The sequence below is a fragment of the Lysinibacillus sp. NPDC056232 genome, from assembly GCF_042267565.1.
GTDB lineage: Bacteria > Bacillota > Bacilli > Bacillales_A > Planococcaceae > Lysinibacillus.
In genome coordinates, this window is sequence record NZ_JBHJTF010000050.1 from 16388 (window position 1) to 31906 (window position 15519).

16 protein-coding genes and 1 pseudogene are annotated in these 15519 nt (G+C 38.2%); 7 read left to right on the forward strand and 10 right to left on the reverse strand.

All coding sequences use genetic code 11. From position 1 onward, the window contains the following. Positions 1 to 11 precede the first annotated feature (11 nt). Together eutC and ACFCYJ_RS24180 are read left to right on the forward strand one after the other, a co-directional pair. Positions 12 to 869: an ethanolamine ammonia-lyase subunit EutC gene (gene eutC, locus ACFCYJ_RS24175; RefSeq protein WP_376078054.1), complete on the forward strand. Its 858-nt coding sequence runs from the start codon at positions 12 to 14 to the stop codon at positions 867 to 869. A 33-nt stretch (positions 870 to 902) separates the two neighbouring features. Beyond that, a complete protein-coding gene (locus ACFCYJ_RS24180) occupies positions 903 to 1382 on the forward strand; it encodes an ANTAR domain-containing response regulator (RefSeq protein ID WP_376078056.1) in 480 nt (159 codons plus the stop codon). Positions 1383 to 1872: 490 nt separating this feature from the next. On the opposite strand, the gene ACFCYJ_RS24185 is transcribed toward ACFCYJ_RS24180, so the two are convergent. The 5 genes from ACFCYJ_RS24185 to ACFCYJ_RS24205 form a co-directional block, all read right to left on the reverse strand. Further along, on the reverse strand, positions 1873 to 2415 hold the full coding sequence (locus tag ACFCYJ_RS24185) for a DUF6097 family protein (protein WP_376078059.1): 543 nt from the start codon (positions 2413 to 2415) through the stop codon (positions 1873 to 1875). A 91-nt stretch (positions 2416 to 2506) separates the two neighbouring features. Then, positions 2507 to 3304: a hypothetical protein gene (locus tag ACFCYJ_RS24190; protein ID WP_376078061.1), complete on the reverse strand. Its 798-nt coding sequence runs from the start codon at positions 3302 to 3304 to the stop codon at positions 2507 to 2509. Between the two features lie 18 nt (positions 3305 to 3322). Further along, positions 3323 to 3736, reverse strand: a complete 414-nt coding sequence (locus tag ACFCYJ_RS24195) for a hypothetical protein (protein ID WP_376078062.1) — start codon at positions 3734 to 3736, stop codon at positions 3323 to 3325. A gap of 255 nt (positions 3737 to 3991) precedes the next feature. Continuing rightward, positions 3992 to 5272 carry an XRE family transcriptional regulator gene (locus ACFCYJ_RS24200; RefSeq protein ID WP_376078063.1) on the reverse strand — a complete coding sequence of 427 codons (1281 nt, stop codon included), beginning with the start codon at positions 5270 to 5272 and terminating at the stop codon, positions 3992 to 3994. Positions 5273 to 5551: 279 nt separating this feature from the next. Further along, on the reverse strand, positions 5552 to 6517 hold the full coding sequence (locus tag ACFCYJ_RS24205; protein ID WP_376078066.1) for a DMT family transporter: 966 nt from the start codon (positions 6515 to 6517) through the stop codon (positions 5552 to 5554). Between the two features lie 86 nt (positions 6518 to 6603). Here ACFCYJ_RS24205 and ACFCYJ_RS24210 point away from each other — a divergent pair, with 86 nt between their 5' ends. From ACFCYJ_RS24210 to menC, 3 genes and pseudogenes are all read left to right on the forward strand, one after another. Further along, positions 6604 to 7176, forward strand: a complete 573-nt coding sequence (locus ACFCYJ_RS24210; RefSeq protein ID WP_376078068.1) for a helix-turn-helix domain-containing protein — start codon at positions 6604 to 6606, stop codon at positions 7174 to 7176. A gap of 5 nt (positions 7177 to 7181) precedes the next feature. Further along, positions 7182 to 7538: pseudogene (locus ACFCYJ_RS24215) on the forward strand (oligopeptide/dipeptide ABC transporter ATP-binding protein); the annotation flags it as partial. A gap of 14 nt (positions 7539 to 7552) precedes the next feature. Next, entirely contained in the window at positions 7553 to 8662 is a 1110-nt protein-coding gene (gene menC, locus ACFCYJ_RS24220) for an o-succinylbenzoate synthase (protein WP_376078070.1), read from the forward strand. Between the two features lie 222 nt (positions 8663 to 8884). Here menC and ACFCYJ_RS24225 read toward each other — a convergent pair whose 3' ends face one another. Continuing rightward, a complete protein-coding gene (locus tag ACFCYJ_RS24225; RefSeq protein WP_376078073.1) occupies positions 8885 to 10546 on the reverse strand; it encodes a methyl-accepting chemotaxis protein in 1662 nt (553 codons plus the stop codon). Continuing rightward, on the reverse strand, positions 10543 to 11529 hold the full coding sequence (locus ACFCYJ_RS24230; protein WP_376078076.1) for a BMP family lipoprotein: 987 nt from the start codon (positions 11527 to 11529) through the stop codon (positions 10543 to 10545). The genes ACFCYJ_RS24225 and ACFCYJ_RS24230 overlap by 4 nt, the downstream gene beginning before the upstream one ends. A 1102-nt stretch (positions 11530 to 12631) precedes the next feature. Between ACFCYJ_RS24230 and ACFCYJ_RS24235 the strand changes: the two genes are divergently transcribed. Then, complete coding sequence (locus ACFCYJ_RS24235; protein WP_376078078.1) at positions 12632 to 12784, forward strand: hypothetical protein; 153 nt, start codon at positions 12632 to 12634, stop codon at positions 12782 to 12784. Between the two features lie 266 nt (positions 12785 to 13050). On the opposite strand, the gene ACFCYJ_RS24240 is transcribed toward ACFCYJ_RS24235, so the two are convergent. The 3 genes from ACFCYJ_RS24240 to ACFCYJ_RS24250 are packed head-to-tail and all read right to left on the reverse strand — an operon-like array spanning position 13051 to position 15095. Beyond that, positions 13051 to 14319, reverse strand: coding sequence for a PTS ascorbate transporter subunit IIC (locus tag ACFCYJ_RS24240; protein ID WP_376078080.1), 1269 nt, complete (start codon positions 14317 to 14319; stop codon positions 13051 to 13053). 57 nt (positions 14320 to 14376) lie between these two features. Beyond that, positions 14377 to 14640, reverse strand: coding sequence for a PTS sugar transporter subunit IIB (locus ACFCYJ_RS24245; protein ID WP_376078083.1), 264 nt, complete (start codon positions 14638 to 14640; stop codon positions 14377 to 14379). A gap of 5 nt (positions 14641 to 14645) precedes the next feature. Further along, entirely contained in the window at positions 14646 to 15095 is a 450-nt protein-coding gene (locus tag ACFCYJ_RS24250) for a PTS sugar transporter subunit IIA (RefSeq protein WP_376078086.1), read from the reverse strand. A gap of 169 nt (positions 15096 to 15264) precedes the next feature. On the opposite strand from ACFCYJ_RS24250, the gene ACFCYJ_RS24255 reads away from it, so the two are divergent. Continuing rightward, the coding region (locus ACFCYJ_RS24255; RefSeq protein WP_376078088.1) for a hypothetical protein at positions 15265 to 15519 on the forward strand (255 nt) is incomplete at its 3' end.

Sequence of the window (15519 nt, forward strand, 5' to 3'; positions counted from 1 at the left end):
GGAGGAGCAAAATGGATATTCAGGAGATTGTTCAAAGAGTAGTAGAAGAAGTGAAGAAAAACATGAATTCACCAAAAAACGATACCGATCAAAATAAAGAAGAAATCATCTATTTTCCGGAAGAACGTATAAAAGGGGTAGACAAGCCGCATAATGTTGCATCTATAGAACGGGCACAAAGTATTACACCTGCCCGTATTGGTATTGGTCGAACTGGAACTCGTATGTTGACGACAAGCTATTTACAATTTTTAATTGATCATGCAGCTGCACAGGATGCTGTATTAAGAGATGTAAGTGATAATTTTCTTCAGAATATGGGGTTGCATAAGCTGGAGACGAAAGCTAGTGATATGAAAACTTACTTAATGGATTTAGATGCTGGTCGAAAGTTATCGGATGAATCTATTAAGTATCTTGAAAAGAACGGGGATAAGAGCAAAGATGTTCAAATTATTGTTTGTGATGGATTAAGCTCCTCTGCGGTAGAAGCAAATGTAGTTGATTTACTACCTGCTTTAATACAAGGGCTAAAATTAAAAAATATAAGTGTCGCAAAGCCGTTTTTTATTAAGCGAGGGCGTGTATGGGTGCAAGACGAAGTAGCTGCTATTGTTAATTGTGACCTTGTCATTTCATTGATTGGTGAAAGGCCAGGTCTAAATACAGATGAAAGCTTGAGCGCATACATGATTTATAGGCCTACTGAAAAAACAGTTGAAGCTGATCGGACGGTCATTTCAAATATCCATAAAGATGGATTGACTTCAGTTGAAGCTGGTGCCTATCTATCTGATTTAATCGAACAAATGCTTCATGCAAAGTGTTCAGGAGTGTCTTTTGCTCAACAAAGAAATTTAAAAATGTAGTATTCTCCCTGTCCAGAAAGGTTGTGATGTTTTATGAAAAAACGGATTCTGATTGCTGAAGATGAACCAATTATTAGACTGGACTTAAAAATGATGCTTCGGCATAACGGCTATGAGGTAATCGGGGAAGCAGGAGATGGGGATCGAGCGATTGAACTCGCTTTTAAGTTAAAACCGGATTTGGTGTTAATGGACATAGAAATGCCAAAACTAAATGGTTTAAAGGCAAGCGAGGTTATTGGTCGTCAGCTAGATATACCAGTATTGTTGATTACTGCATACAGTCAAAAAGAATTTATAGAAAAGTCTAGGCAAGATAATATAATGGGGTATCTAGTTAAACCCGTTTCTGAAGCTAGCTTAATTCCAACAATGATGATTGCACTTCAACAAGCTAAGAGGACACAAACATTAAAACAATCTTTACAATTAACGCATGAAAAAATTCAAAAGCGCAAGATGATTGAACGAGCGAAAGGGCAACTGGATGGGAAGAAATCATCTAGGCTGTAGGTATTTACATTAATCCAAAGTATTAAAGGATTTAAAGTTGTTTATCACTATTATTGTTGATACGTCTATTAAGTTTGCGGAAAATTCTTAAATTTAAAAAGTAGAAGAGATGGGCAAATGATTAGATTACAGTGAAAACAGGAAAGAATCATTGTGCCGATATTAATACCACAAAAATAATTATAAGCAGATTTTAGCTAATAAATACCGTAAAAAGTTATATGACACCCATTTTAAAAGAAATTTTGTTATGTGTTGAAAAAACTTAAAATAGAAGGTGAAATCGTAGGCTTGGCAATATTTTCACAGAATTGAGCTTCAGGAATCCCACTTCTTCAGAGGTGGGAGGAATGAATAAATGGTGAGTTTGTAAAAGGAAGCACTGGAATTATGAGAGATAGGAAAGAGCGCTCACCCTTTCCTATCTCCTTAAAGGTATTTTTTTAATTGATTTGGAGAGAAAGTTAGTTAAAAACTGCTTTTCAATATTTTAGTTTAATTGGTCCAATAATTTAAACTTTAAATTAGGATATATTTTATAATACATTTTCTTTTCTATTAATTTATGTGCAATTACAATAGAAGCAAATACAAAAGCGTACAGAATAAACGCCCATGGATAAGCTAAAAACCAATCAAGTACATTTTTAAAGATATCCCCTCGATCTATTACTTTTAACTTTCCTAATATCATATAAACAATAAAGACAACGATTGGTAATGCAATAACACCCGAGATAATGTTTAAAGATCGTTTTTTATTCCGAGCTTCGATAAAAGTAGGTTCATTTAAATATTCACTAACCCCCACCACTTGTTTTTCAAAGGTATCTTCACTTTTAATAGGTAAGTTGTAATCATTAATTATTTTGTGAAGCTGTTTAAGTTCTTCCGCGCTAGAAAAAAATTCAACCATCGTTTTTCCGTAATTCAGTTTCCTCACTTCTTTCTCTTTTAAAATATTTTGTGTATAGTACCATAAATGAAAGGTTGTTTCTATTTGCATCGATAGGGTTTTACCGAATTTTATCATTATTGTTTTTGATTTGTGTTTCATTCAGCCATAAATAAAGTTAAAAATGAAGAGGTCCGGCTGCAACCCGGTGGCTAACGCTTTTCCATGTTTATGTACCGAACGTCTGCCGGATTTCCCGCTCCGTGACCGGCAGCACGATCGTCAGCTTCGCAGGGTCCTGCGGGGAATAGATGACATTGATGATTTGACCTTGCTGCACCCGGGCAAGATTCACGACAAGCAGATCTTTTTGTACCGTCACCTTGAATGTTTCCCCGTTTAGTTTGGTAACGGCGAGAGTAAGCTGCAGTTGAACTTTTCCGGATGCGGCCATACCCAGTGGTACCACATCCATTACTTTAGCTAGACCTTTCTCCCCGGTTTGCGCAATATCCGCTAGTTCCGGACTCAAACCTTGTTTAACAAGCTGTTCATTAAAAAGCGATTGAAGATCATTTTGATTCATATGACCTTTGGCATCAAAACCGATCTTGTAGGGATTTTTCTCTGAGACCAGTAAGGGAATAATGAATCCAGGCTGAAATTGTGGTAAATTCGCGACAGGAACAATCATCCGCAGCTTGGCCGGGTATTTGTCGTGGCCCTGTCTTGTTACCATCAGCTCCAGCTTGACTTCCGGTTTATTGTTAATCACCGTTCCGGTTTGCTGGATATTCGTGATTAGTCCCACTGCTGACTGCCCCTTCTTGACGGTACCGACACCAAAGACGTTACTCAATATGGGTGGAAGAATCAACAGGGCAATGCTGGAAAAGATGGCTGGCACAAACCAAGAAGAACCTATAATGATAAAGGGATCGTCCCATATCCAATTAGCCAGCAGCGGGGAAAAGCAAACGCCAAGCACGGTAATCATGCCAAGTGATGTTAAGATTTTTTGCATCATTATCCTCCTGGGTCAGATTCAAGTCATGGGGCCAACATAGATGAGTTCCGCCGGATTGGCCGGATGCTGTCCGAGTCCGATGTGGTCCCCGGCCCGTGGCACCTGTAATTTGGATACAAGCGTTTCGAGCGTTTTCGTATAACGGCTGCCACGGGTTTCCGTCACCTCCAGCTCCAAAATAACAACCGGTTCAAAATTAATCAGTTTTCCGGTATCGCGTACCGAAAGGACGATAGCGGTAGCGGTGATAGGAACGGAACCTCCCGTGGCCATCTGCGCTTGCCTAGTCTGCTCAATGCTTTGATTCATGGCTTCGCGATGCTGCTTGGGGATGAGTCCCTTCATCATCATGCCGCTTAAGCCTTTATTTAATACTTGATCCGCTTTTTCCAAATTGTCCTGTGCATGTTTCTTTTTACTGAACCAGCCCATATGTTAAGCACCTCGCTACAATCGTATTTTTGAGTTCATCGATGTCTCTATCACAATTGTAAACAGCGGATGGAAAGGCGACAATGGGTTTGAAGGGATACAATATGGTGGCGGTAATCAACGGTTTTACTTCCAGTTTAAGGGGTGAATTTTGCGAAGATCCACCCTTTACTGCAATAAAAAGCGGAAAATCTGCCTTTTAACGTTTGGAACAGCCCATTCGTATTGCGGTTTTCCGACTGAAACTCCGGTTTATTATTTGCTCCGCAGAAGGTAAACTAGCTTCTTGTAATAGGCAGCTGATTCCTTGTATTTTCTGGCATCCTCAGAGACGACGGCAAGCGACTCATATAGAGTCTCCAAGCGGTTGGTTTGCTGAATGGACTCAAAATAAGGCAAACAGGCCATGGCATGCTCCATTGAACGTTCGAACTGCCCCTGCGCAAACAAGAGTTGGCTTTGGTAGAACTGCAGCGACATTTGTTGATCGGTTGTTTCGGCGCTGCTTTCAAGCGCCTTGATCATCTGCGGGAGCAATGCCCATTGCTTTTGGTTTAGTTCCAACTCGCAGCGGTAAATATCGAGCAGCGGTTGGAACTTCTGTCTAATTTCTTCTGGTTCGCGCCGAATCATTTCTTTAAAGCGGTCAATCTCCAATGCGGCTTTGTCATATTCGCCCAGCAGCGTTTGCATGATAATTCGGTTGTTCATTATGGATGTCATCATTTCGCCCTGACTGGAGGTGTAAACCAAATGTGCTTCCGCCATGGATAAGGCTAGCAGCGCTTCCTGAACAAGTCCGACCGTAAACTGATAACCGCTGTAGGTGAGATAGAACCCGCTTAAACGGTGAAAGAGCCTTTGTTCATAGACATGCTTCATCATTTGCTCAAACGTCTGTTTCGCATGATCATACTGTTTCAAATAGATAAAGGCCTCAAGCATGAAATTATGCGCCGTCAGCCATGGCTCGCTGCCTGGAGCGAGCAGTTCCGCAAGTTTTCGTGCTTGAAGCAGTGCCTCGTGGTAATGGTGTTTGGATCTGAAAAGTTGGATTTTATAATAAAACATCGCTTTTTTGGCTGGCAGGGGCAGATCATTGTCGTCAGGACGACCGTATTTATCCAAGTAATAATTCAAATAGTTCCGGTGCAAATAATCATGAGCTGCCGCGTCATTAAGCTGCTGGTAATATACGGCTTTCATTAAGGCTGTGGTCAACTCAACGGTTAAAGCATCGTCGCGGTCCGGCAGATCGTTAACCTGCTGTTCATCGATGGATGCTGTGGATTGGGATAACATTTCGAAAATGCTCTCTGCCTTTGCCAATGTATCCGGCGATTGAGATGAAGCCTGCAGCAAATAAGCAGGAGAGACGCTGAGACGGGAGGCTATATGTTCAGCCAAATCAGCGGCAAGAGGGTAACGCTCTGCGAGGATATTGGCAAAATGGGTTTGCGTCACTAAACCTTCAACCAGCTCTTTGCGGGTGATGGTTTTCTTTTTGCACAAAAAATCGATTCGTTCTTTTAACATAGGGCGTGGAAATCTCCTTTCCGCTAAAGTTCCGTAAAAGTATACCATGAATATATAGAAAAAAAGGCTTAGAATAAGGATAAATGGGTGAAAATGCCCGCTATCGGACGCATCGATGGTCCCTACACTCGCTGAAAGAAGTTAAAGCCTCCGGACGCAATTATGCTGAGGCATAATTGAGACACTTTGAATGATCTTGAATTACAACTTAATTCTTTGGCAACATGAAAAATAAATAGCATTTTACACGATGTAAAATGCTACTTGAAGAAAGTAAAGCTATGCCTCTTTCTTTTGTCTGGATACAGGAACAGAACGATTTAAAATACTATTGGCTATCATTCCAATCATAATAATGATCATACCGATTAATGATACTCCAACAGGCCAAGAACCATTTAAAAAAAGGATTTCACCAAGAACAGTAAAAATCATTGTTCCTGCTTGTGTTGCCTCCACTGCCCCTAACAAAGAAAGGTTATTTTTCGCTAAGTCAGTAGCGAAGAAAAATGTCATTGTGGCGATGACACCCGAACATAATGCTAATAAGAAACCTTGCATCATTTGCCCAGATGTTGGAATGCCAGTTGTAGTCCAACCATAAATCGCTAATATAATACTGACAGGAAGGCTACCAATTGCCATGCCTAACACGCGTTGAAATGTATCTAAGCGTCCATCAACGACTTCCATCATTTTTCTATTACCGAAAGGATATAAAAATGCAGCGATAACTACAGGGAGGAAGCCAGATAAAAATTGAGAAACCGTAATGTCCCCAGCTTCTGTTAATTGCATACAAATGACACCCGTTAAAATAAGTAAGGAAACGAGTAAGCTTCGCATTGGAATTTTACCGCGAACTCGTTTAACTCCTGACTTCGTCTCCAATGTAATAAAAAATAACGGAGATAATAACAAACCAGCTAAAATGGTTATTTGCCATGTACCTGCTACGAGCCATGCAGGACTAAATACAGCAGCATAGCTTAATAAGGAATAAAATCCAACCCCGGCTATTGTGCCATAACCAAGCCATGCCAAAGGATGTTTACGCATTTCTACCCATAGTGGACGAAGGTTTTTGCGAAATAGGACGATAAAGAATAAAATGGGTAAAGCGAATAAAAATCGGAAGGAAGCAGTCCAAGCCCAGCTTGTTCCTGATACGTTCATAACTCGATTTATAATAAATGTAGCTGAAAAAAACGCAGATGATAAAATACCTAATAAGATAGCACGCATTTCGTTCGCTCCTTTCTAAATATATATTATAATATAATTATTTGAGTAAAAAGTAAACTATAATATACCAAAAGCAGGAGGTTCCTATGAAAGAACAAGAAGATATGCAAACAAAAGAAGTTATTTTGCAAGTTGGTCAACTGTTACGACAAATACGAAATGAACAGAAATTAAGTTTAGAAGAGTTAGCGAAAAAAACAGGTGTTAGTAAATTAACGTTAGGGAAAATAGAGAGAGGAGAAACGAATCCTACATTAGGTGTCATTTGGAAGATTACGAAAGGATTATCTATTCCGCTGTCACGGCTTATGGTTATAGAAGATATAGTAAATGTTGCACGCTGCGGAGAAGGATTTACTATAGAAGAAAATCACATGTGGCGGTTAGAGACTATATTTCGTTACAAAAAAGAAACAGGATTGGAAATGCATCGTGCTTGTTTGCAACCGAATAGCATATATGAGGCAGAACCTCATCATGAAGGAGCTATCGAATTTGTAACAGTAATGAAAGGGGAAATTTCGATTCAAGTTGGACAAGAAAAGTATGAATTAAACGAATTTGATTCGATTCAATTTGAAGCAAATCGAAAGCATAGCTATGAAAACACCGGAAATGAAGTCGCAGTTCTCCATTTAACAATGAAATATTTATCTTGAAATAAGGTATCACTCTAGTATTTTTATCTTTGGATTTAAGTGTTGTACGCCATATTTCTAATCGAATTGGCGTAATGTATTTAGGAAAGCTAGTAGAAGAAACGACGACAGATGAAATTTTTAGCAATCCGATGCATCCTTACACGAAAGCACTATTATCTGCAATTCCTGTGCCCAACCCACGAATTAAACGTGAAAAGATTAAGCTGCAAGGGGAAATCCCTTCTCCATTGAATCCACCGACAGGCTGTGTTTTCCAGACGAGATGCCCTTTTGCAATGGACAAATGCAGGACGGTGGAGCCAGAGTTGATCGAACATTCGCCTGACCATAAAACGGCCTGTCATTTATATTACAAATAGGGGAGTGTTGAGAAATGAAAATTGAAAAAGTAATAGTCCGTAAAATGAAAATGACTATGAAATCACCATTTGAAACAAGTTTTATGACGCAGCAAGAACGCATCTTCTTAATTATTGAAGCGTATGGTGAGAAGCATGTTGGTTATGGAGAATGTGTAGTTAGCGCTTATCCTTATTATGGAGAAGAAACAGCTTCGACGGCATTCTCTATTATTGATGAATTTTTAATACCACTTGTTATTGGTCAGGAATTTAATCACCCTGATGAGGTAAATAAGAAATTTGCTCGTGTGCGACGTAATAATATGGCAAAATCTGCTGTGGAAGCGGCTATTTGGGACTTATATGCAAAAGAGCAGGGTATACCTTTAGCACAAGCACTTGGAGGAGAGAAAAAAGAAATTACAGTTGGCATTAGCCTAGGCATTGAAGATGATACGAATGTATTGCTAGAAAGCATTGAAGGTTATTTAAAACAAGGATTTAAAAAAATTAAGATTAAAATTAAGCCCGGAAAAGATATCGAAGTACTGCGTGCAATCCGTGAGCGCTTTGGTGATATTGCTTTAATGGCAGATGCCAATTCTGCCTACTCATTAGAAGATCTACCATTATTTAAAGAGATGGATCAATTAAATTTATTGATGATTGAGCAACCGCTTGAGCATGACGATATTGTCGATCATCGAAAATTACAAAGCGAACTCAATACACCGATTTGCTTAGATGAAAGTATTCATTCATACGATGATGCTAGACGTGCAATTGAACTTGGTAGCTGCAAAGTGATTAATATAAAGGTGGGGCGTGTTGGAGGCTTATCTGAAGCTAAAAAGATTCATGATTTATGTCAGCAGCATCATATCCCGGTATGGTGTGGGGGGATGCTAGAATCAGGGATTGGTCGTGCTCATAATATTGCAATTACAACACTATCAAACTTTACAATACCCGGTGATACTGCACCGTCTTCCCGCTATTGGTATGAGGACATTATCGAGCCAGAAATTGTCATGGATGACCAAGGACATATCCAAGTTTCCGACCTACCTGGTATTGGGTATAATGTAGTACAAGATAAACTAGAAAAATACACACTAGAAAAATTTATTTGCGAAGCATAATAAAGGCCTCCCAGCTATGAAGTGAAGTGGCCCCTAAAAATTGTAAAGGTTAAAATAAATTTTATGAGCAAAAGTTCTCGCTACAATCACTTCATTCTAATAATCCACTCGACGCTCGCTGGAAGGAAAGCGAGTAGCCCGTATCGGAAGCCAACGTCTTGTAATTAATAAAAGTTGCTAATCAGCGCCCCTATTAGTCTGTAGTAATAGGGGCGCTGATTTTTATAATTTAAATTTTTTAAGTTCTACAGACAATGTAATTGTCATGTCTTGAAGTTCTGATACCTTTTCACTAATCTTCTGGAAGGATTGTAGCTGCTCTTGGGTAGAAGCGGAAATTTCTTCTGTTCCTGCTGCGGTTTCTTCCGTAATTGCTGAAATGTTTTCAATGGCACTGTTCATTTGCTGGCTCATTTCGCTTGTTTGCTCCATATCCTCGGTAAGGTGCTGTAACTGGTCATTAATGTCTAACACATGAGTAGCAATCACCTCAAATGACTTCTCTGTATCGGTCATCGATTGTAATTGTTCTTTTGACAGCTGATGTCCATGTTCTGCAGTAGAAAGAATGAGCGTAATGCCATCTTGTATATGTGTAACCATAGAAGAGATGAAAGCCGTTGCTTTTTCGGTTTCATGAGATAGTTTTTTGACTTCCTGTGCCACAATGGCAAATCCTTTTCCGGCTTCTCCTGCACGTGCCGCTTCGATGGCAGCATTTAATGCTAAGAGATTTGTTTGATCTGCTATAGCATGGACTGCATTAGCTGCACCTTCAATTTCTGTTGTGAATTGAGAGAATTGAGTAACAGCCTCTTTGATGTTAATCGAAGTGGATGATATATCCTTCGCGATAGAGGATTGCTTTTCTAGTGAACTACGACCATTTTGAACAGCAGTAAGTGCCTGGTTGCCGTTTATTGCTGATTGTTCACTTGTCTGCTGAACAGTAGTAAACTGATCTGTCATCGTATTCATAAGTACAGCCGTTGACTGGATATCTTCTGATATCGTTAGGCTTCCCTTTGCCAATTCGTCTGTTGATGTAGCAATTTGTTTATTGCCTTCGTTAACGGTTTCAATATAGCTTGTGACATCCTTTGTAAAGAGACCAACATTTTTTCCTACATGATCAATGGATTGTACGGTGCTTTTTAAGCTAACAATCATTTTGGAAAAGTTCTCAGTTAATTGATCAACTTCGTTTCGACTGCCTTTTTTAAAAGCGAAGGAAGAGGTGTCAATTGTCAAATTTCCTGCAGCCACCGATTGTGCATAATCCACAATTCGGTTAATTGGATTTGTAATTCTTCTCGTTGCGAAATACGAAAAAATGATCGTAGCAATAATTAGAAGGATACTTCCAATTATTGTTGTTGTGGTAATGAAAGAAATTTTTTGCTTTGCCAAATCATTCATTTCTTTATACCATTCATTTGTTTCTTTTTTTAGTAGATACATATCATTCAAAATACCAGATATTCTGATTGCTTGTTTTTTTATCTCAGGACGATTGTGAGCAAGGAACCCTGCTTCTGAAGCTTTTGCTAACTCGTCGTATTTATTCTCGATTTTTTTGATGATAGCCTTATGCTCAGCTACTTTTGCAATCGTTGAGAGTTTTTCTAAATTTACTTTCGTTTCTTTTAAAATGGAAAGAGCTTCATTTTTATTGGCCTCACTATCTAAATATGTGTAATTATTTAGTGATTGGCTCGCTACAACTAAACTTTGCTCAAGTTCTTTCACTGCCAGTAATAGTTCTGTATCATCTTCTGCAGTTGTTTGGATATCAAATGTTTGAACGATAATAAAGCCAATCATAGCCATTGCGAGGACAATAGGTATAAGTATGTTCAGAAATAACTTTTTTCGAAGTGTCACTGGTTGTTCCCCTTTTCTGCAGTAACTTTTATTTTACCCGAAACAATATCTTCTTTTGCTTTTTCAATAGCAGCCTGTTGCTCAGGTGTAAGTTTAATAACACGTATATCCGCTAGGCCCACTCCATTATCAGATAAACCGAATGAAAACGATTTTTCGGAAATTTTCCCGTCCTCATCTAGTGTTTTAGCCATTTTAAAAACAGCTTGGTCGACATTTTTTAACATCGATGTTACGACAGTTTTTTCTGCAATGTAAAATTGATCAATATCAACTCCGGCCGCATATATGCCCATTTCTTCTGCTTTCTTTATGGCACCAAAGCCTGTGAAGCCCGCTGCGTGATAAATAAAATCCACTTTGTTCTTTATGTAACGTTCTGCGATTGCGGCACCTACCTCAGTATCATCAAATGAGCCAGCATATTCACTAATAATTTCGATATTTGGATTATAATATTTAGCTCCCTCAATAAAGCCGTTCTCAAAATGATGGATAACCGGAACATTTGCGCCACCAATAAATCCTATTTTTCCAGTTTTACTCGTCATTGCTGCAACCATTCCAAGTAAAAAGCTACCTTCCTGCTCTTTAAAGGTGATGGAAGTGATATTTGCAACATCTGATTGCCCGTCAATAAGGACAAATTGTTGATCAGGATATTTCTTCGCAGTCTTTTCCAAAGCCTCCTGTACAGAGAAGCCAAGACCAATAATGATGTTATACTTTTCTGCGACAAGTGCCTCTAGCTTCTCTTCGTAATTGCCATCAGGCGCCTCTTTATAATCAAATAAAATACCTAACTCATCGCGTGCTTTCTCAAGCCCTTTAAAAGCCGAGTCATTAAACGATTCATCACCGAGCCCTGCATCTGAGAGTAAGATCCCAATTTTATAGTCATCCTGCGCTTTTTCCGGCGTAGAAACTGAACAGCCTGCTAATAACAAAGCTATTAAACAAAAGCCAATCATTAATTTTTTCAATATGAGTACCTCCAATTGTATGTATGATTTATATCGGCAAATAGTTATTCTAAGTCAGATGTCAGACGACAATTTTTATTTTACCATTAAATACTATCAGATTTTTTGTAATTTACTACAGGGAAATGGGTTTAAATCATTCTTGATATTTTCTAAGCAATGAGCATTTAGTTTGTTTTGTAATGAATTTTCTCTATATGTATAGTGAAAAAGGTAGGGGGATATTGTGAAATGTTGATATATTTTGCAAAATTAACCCTTTTCTTTGTCAATTAAAAGAGCCTTGCAAACACTCAAAGAGTTTGCGAGGCTTATTGTTAAAATTAAACTGCACCAAATAATTTTAATAAATTTTCGGTTTTATTCTGCTTTAAATAGCCGACTTTGAGCATAAATTTAGTAAATTATCAAAATTTGCAGAAAAATCAACAAATATTGATTTTGATTATTTTAAAAGTTAGCATAGGATGTTAATAACCACTATAAATAAAAAGCGAGTAGTTCAAAATTGCTGTCTATCGCATTAGTCTAATGGCAAATGTAATAAACTGATTATTCGTACTATCGAGGTAATATATTATGTTGTGAATATAAAAAGTTTATTAGAAATACAAGCTTAGGGGGAGGTTATTATTAATTTTATATTAGTCAATATTGCATATTTTATTATTTATTATCCCATTGTTACTATTATTCACGAAATTGGTCATGCAATTTTTGTAAAGATATTCGGTGGAAAAATTATTTATATCGGATTTGGCGAGGGCGACTCATTCCTTAAATATAAGAAATTCAAAATAGGTAGAAGAGAATGGTTTTCTGGGCGGATATATTTTGAGTTTGAAAATAAAATAACTACTCAAAAAATGATTCTACTATATTTAGGGGGTCCATTAATTAATTTATTGTCGGCAACTCTGATATGGATATTTGGGAATATTGAATGGGCCGACTTGTATAGAGGATATATTATCTTTTCATATTTAATTGGAATTGCCTCTTTAGTTCCATTTAAATTTAAAAGTGGCCTGAAAAGTGATGGTTTACAAATATTAAACCTAATGTCAGGACGTGATGTTAATGAAAGAAGTACTGAATTTAAATGAATACCCATGATGATTCTAATAAGAATTATCATGGGTATTCTACCATGATTGTGGTTTTAAAAATATTTAAAAATAAATTTGCGGTAAGTGGCATTGATGGTAAAATTATTGCTATTTACAGTACAGTTATCAGGCGTTTGAAGAAGTGAAGCGAAATTATTCCTGTTTGAACTTAGTGTTGAGCAAGGGAGGAAATGACATATGCATGTATAATTTTTATAGGTAAAAAGCTGTTCTAAGTCAGGTGTCAGGCGATGATTTTTTATTTATTAGACTTTATGCGATTTACTACAGGAAAATGGGTTAAATCATCCTCGGTATTTTCTAATCACTGAGGAATAGTTTTCTCTGGCAATTAAAATAGCCTCGCAAACATCCAAAGAGTTTGCGAGGCCCATCGTTCGATAGTAATGAATTAAACTGCACCAAATAATTTCAATATATTAATAATTATGATACCTACAATGCCGAAGTCTGAATCGCCAAATGTTGTTCCTTCGTAGCCGATATCACCCATAAAGATTAGTAGAATCGCTGGGATAAAGCTAATAATTAATCCGTTGGCAAATGCTCCTACCATGGAACCGACTCTACCGCCAGTTGCATTACCGAATACTCCTGCAGCTGCACCTGTGAAGAAATGTGGTACAAGACCAGGTACAATCACTTTAAGCCCTATGAGGGGAAGAATAAACAGAGACACTAGGCCTGCTACAAAGCTAAACAGGAAGCCGATAATAACTGCATTTGGTGCGAACGGGAAAATTGTAGGGCAGTCTAATGCAGGCTTTGTGTTTGGCACAAGTTTATCTGCAATCCCTTTAAAGGCAGGAATAATCTCTGAAATTAGCATTCGCACTCCAGCCAAAATGATATAGACACCAGCGGCAAAAGTAATAGCTTGAATAATGGCAAAGACGATAAAATTCGAACCGCCAGATAACTGTGTCTCAATATAGGATGAACCTGCGAATAGGGCAACGATAATAAAAAATAGACTCATAGTTAAGGACACAGCTACAGATGTATCCCTTAAAAAACCTAGAGATTTTGGAACTTTTATGTCTTCCGTTGATTTGGCTTTGTTTCCAAAGAGCTTCCCAATTTTAGCAGATACATAATAACCTATGCTGCCAAAATGACCGACAGCAAAATCATCACTACCTGTTATTTGACGAACAGTTGGTTGTAAAATGGCAGGAAATACGACCATACAAAGACCAAGTATTATAGAGCCAACGATGATAAGAGGTGTGCCACTCATACCGCCGACTGAGAGTGATGCTGCGATTAAACACGCCATAAATAATGTATGATGACCAGTTAAAAATATATATTTTAAGGGCGTAAATCGCGCGAATAAAATGTTCATAATCATACCGAAAACCATAATCATGGCAGTAGCTGTTCCGAAACTAGTTTGAGCGGCTGCTACAATCGCTTCATTACTTGGGATAACTCCTTGGACATTAAAGGCATGATCAAACATTTTACTGAAGTGATTTAAAGAACCAATTAAAACGCTTGCACCTGCGCCCAGTATAACAAAGCCCATAATCGTTTTTAACGTACCAGAAAGAACTGTTGAAGCTGACTTTTTTTGGATTAATAAACCGACAAAAGCGAATAGGCCGACTAATATAGCTGGTGTTCCTAAAATGTCATTCATCATAACATCTAACATATTAACACCTCATCCTATCCAATTTTTAATTAGCCATAGAAATTCAAATTCAATCCTTTATAACAGAGATTTAAGCTTTGATTTAATTTCAGAAATACTCATCATATTGATAATACTAACAATGTGACCTCTCTCTTCGCCTAATTGATTGACAATATCTTCTGCGCCAATATAAACATCCGCTTTCTCTGCCTTGGCAGATGCTAAATCTGTATGAGTTACTTCTGCAACTTTTCCAAGTTCAGTTAACGCTTTTTTTACATTCAATTCCATGATAAAGCTACTACCTAGGCCATTCCCGCACACTACTAATATTTTCATCGAGATTACTCCTTTGCCACAATTTGTTGGATTTCTTTGATAATATCGTCTTTATTCTGGCAGGCGATGATGCTGTCGATTTGATGGGGTTCTTGCAAAATCTTTGTTAAGTCAACTAATGCTTGCAGATGCGACGCATGATCGGTGGCCGCTAAGACAATAATTAAGAAAACAGGCTTTTCTGGTCCAAACATAACAGGTTTTTGTAAGCTTAATAGGCTCATGGCTAGCTCATTGACGCCTTCTGTGTGCTGTGCATGTGGAATCGCTACTTTTGGTGTAATGACTACATAAGGTCCGTGCTTTTCAATGGAATGAATCATCGCCTCAATATAGCGTTCTTCGATTTTATTGTGCTTTAATAGTGGAATTGCCGCTAAATGAATAGATTCCTGCCAAGTATTTACAATATCTGCGAGTTGTATAGTATCTTTTGTTAGTAACTCAGTTAGCAAGTACAACCCTCCTTTCATAGGGATAGACAGCTCCCATTCCATGTTATTAATGTTGATTATGGAATTATGTCATAAGAGGATATATTTTTATTTGGCAACATCATAAATACATTTGCTGCTTAGACACGATTTAGGAAAAATAAGTCGAATCTTTCTATTTAAATAGTCCGTGAAAGCAAGGAGAATACCCGCGAAAGCAAGGCAAATACCCGCGGAAGCAAGGAGAATACCGCGAAAGCAAGGCAAATACCCGCGGAAGCAAGGCAAATACCCGCGGAAGCAAGGAGAATACCCGCGAAAGCAAGGAGAATACCCGCGGAAGCAAGGAGAATACCCGCGGAAGCAAGGCAAATACCCGCGGAAGCAAGGAGAATACCCGCGGAAGCAAGGAGAATACCCGCGGAAGCAAGGAGAATACCCGCGG

Excerpts from the sequence above, each read along its gene's own strand:
- ACFCYJ_RS24210 (WP_376078068.1), top strand. The coding sequence starts at position 6,604 with ATGAAAGAACAAGAAGATATGCAAACAAAAGAAGTTATTTTGCAAGTT.
- ACFCYJ_RS24185 (WP_376078059.1), bottom strand. The coding sequence starts at position 2,415 with ATGATAAAATTCGGTAAAACCCTATCGATGCAAATAGAAACAACCTTT.
- ACFCYJ_RS24195 (WP_376078062.1), bottom strand. The coding sequence starts at position 3,736 with ATGGGCTGGTTCAGTAAAAAGAAACATGCACAGGACAATTTGGAAAAA.
- ACFCYJ_RS24180 (WP_376078056.1), top strand. The coding sequence starts at position 903 with ATGAAAAAACGGATTCTGATTGCTGAAGATGAACCAATTATTAGACTG.
- menC (WP_376078070.1), top strand. The coding sequence starts at position 7,553 with ATGAAAATTGAAAAAGTAATAGTCCGTAAAATGAAAATGACTATGAAA.
- ACFCYJ_RS24205 (WP_376078066.1), bottom strand. The coding sequence starts at position 6,517 with ATGCGTGCTATCTTATTAGGTATTTTATCATCTGCGTTTTTTTCAGCT.
- ACFCYJ_RS24235 (WP_376078078.1), top strand. The coding sequence starts at position 12,632 with ATGAATACCCATGATGATTCTAATAAGAATTATCATGGGTATTCTACC.
- ACFCYJ_RS24240 (WP_376078080.1), bottom strand. The coding sequence starts at position 14,319 with ATGTTAGATGTTATGATGAATGACATTTTAGGAACACCAGCTATATTA.
- ACFCYJ_RS24190 (WP_376078061.1), bottom strand. The coding sequence starts at position 3,304 with ATGATGCAAAAAATCTTAACATCACTTGGCATGATTACCGTGCTTGGC.
- ACFCYJ_RS24200 (WP_376078063.1), bottom strand. The coding sequence starts at position 5,272 with ATGTTAAAAGAACGAATCGATTTTTTGTGCAAAAAGAAAACCATCACC.
- ACFCYJ_RS24245 (WP_376078083.1), bottom strand. The coding sequence starts at position 14,640 with ATGAAAATATTAGTAGTGTGCGGGAATGGCCTAGGTAGTAGCTTTATC.
- eutC (WP_376078054.1), top strand. The coding sequence starts at position 12 with ATGGATATTCAGGAGATTGTTCAAAGAGTAGTAGAAGAAGTGAAGAAA.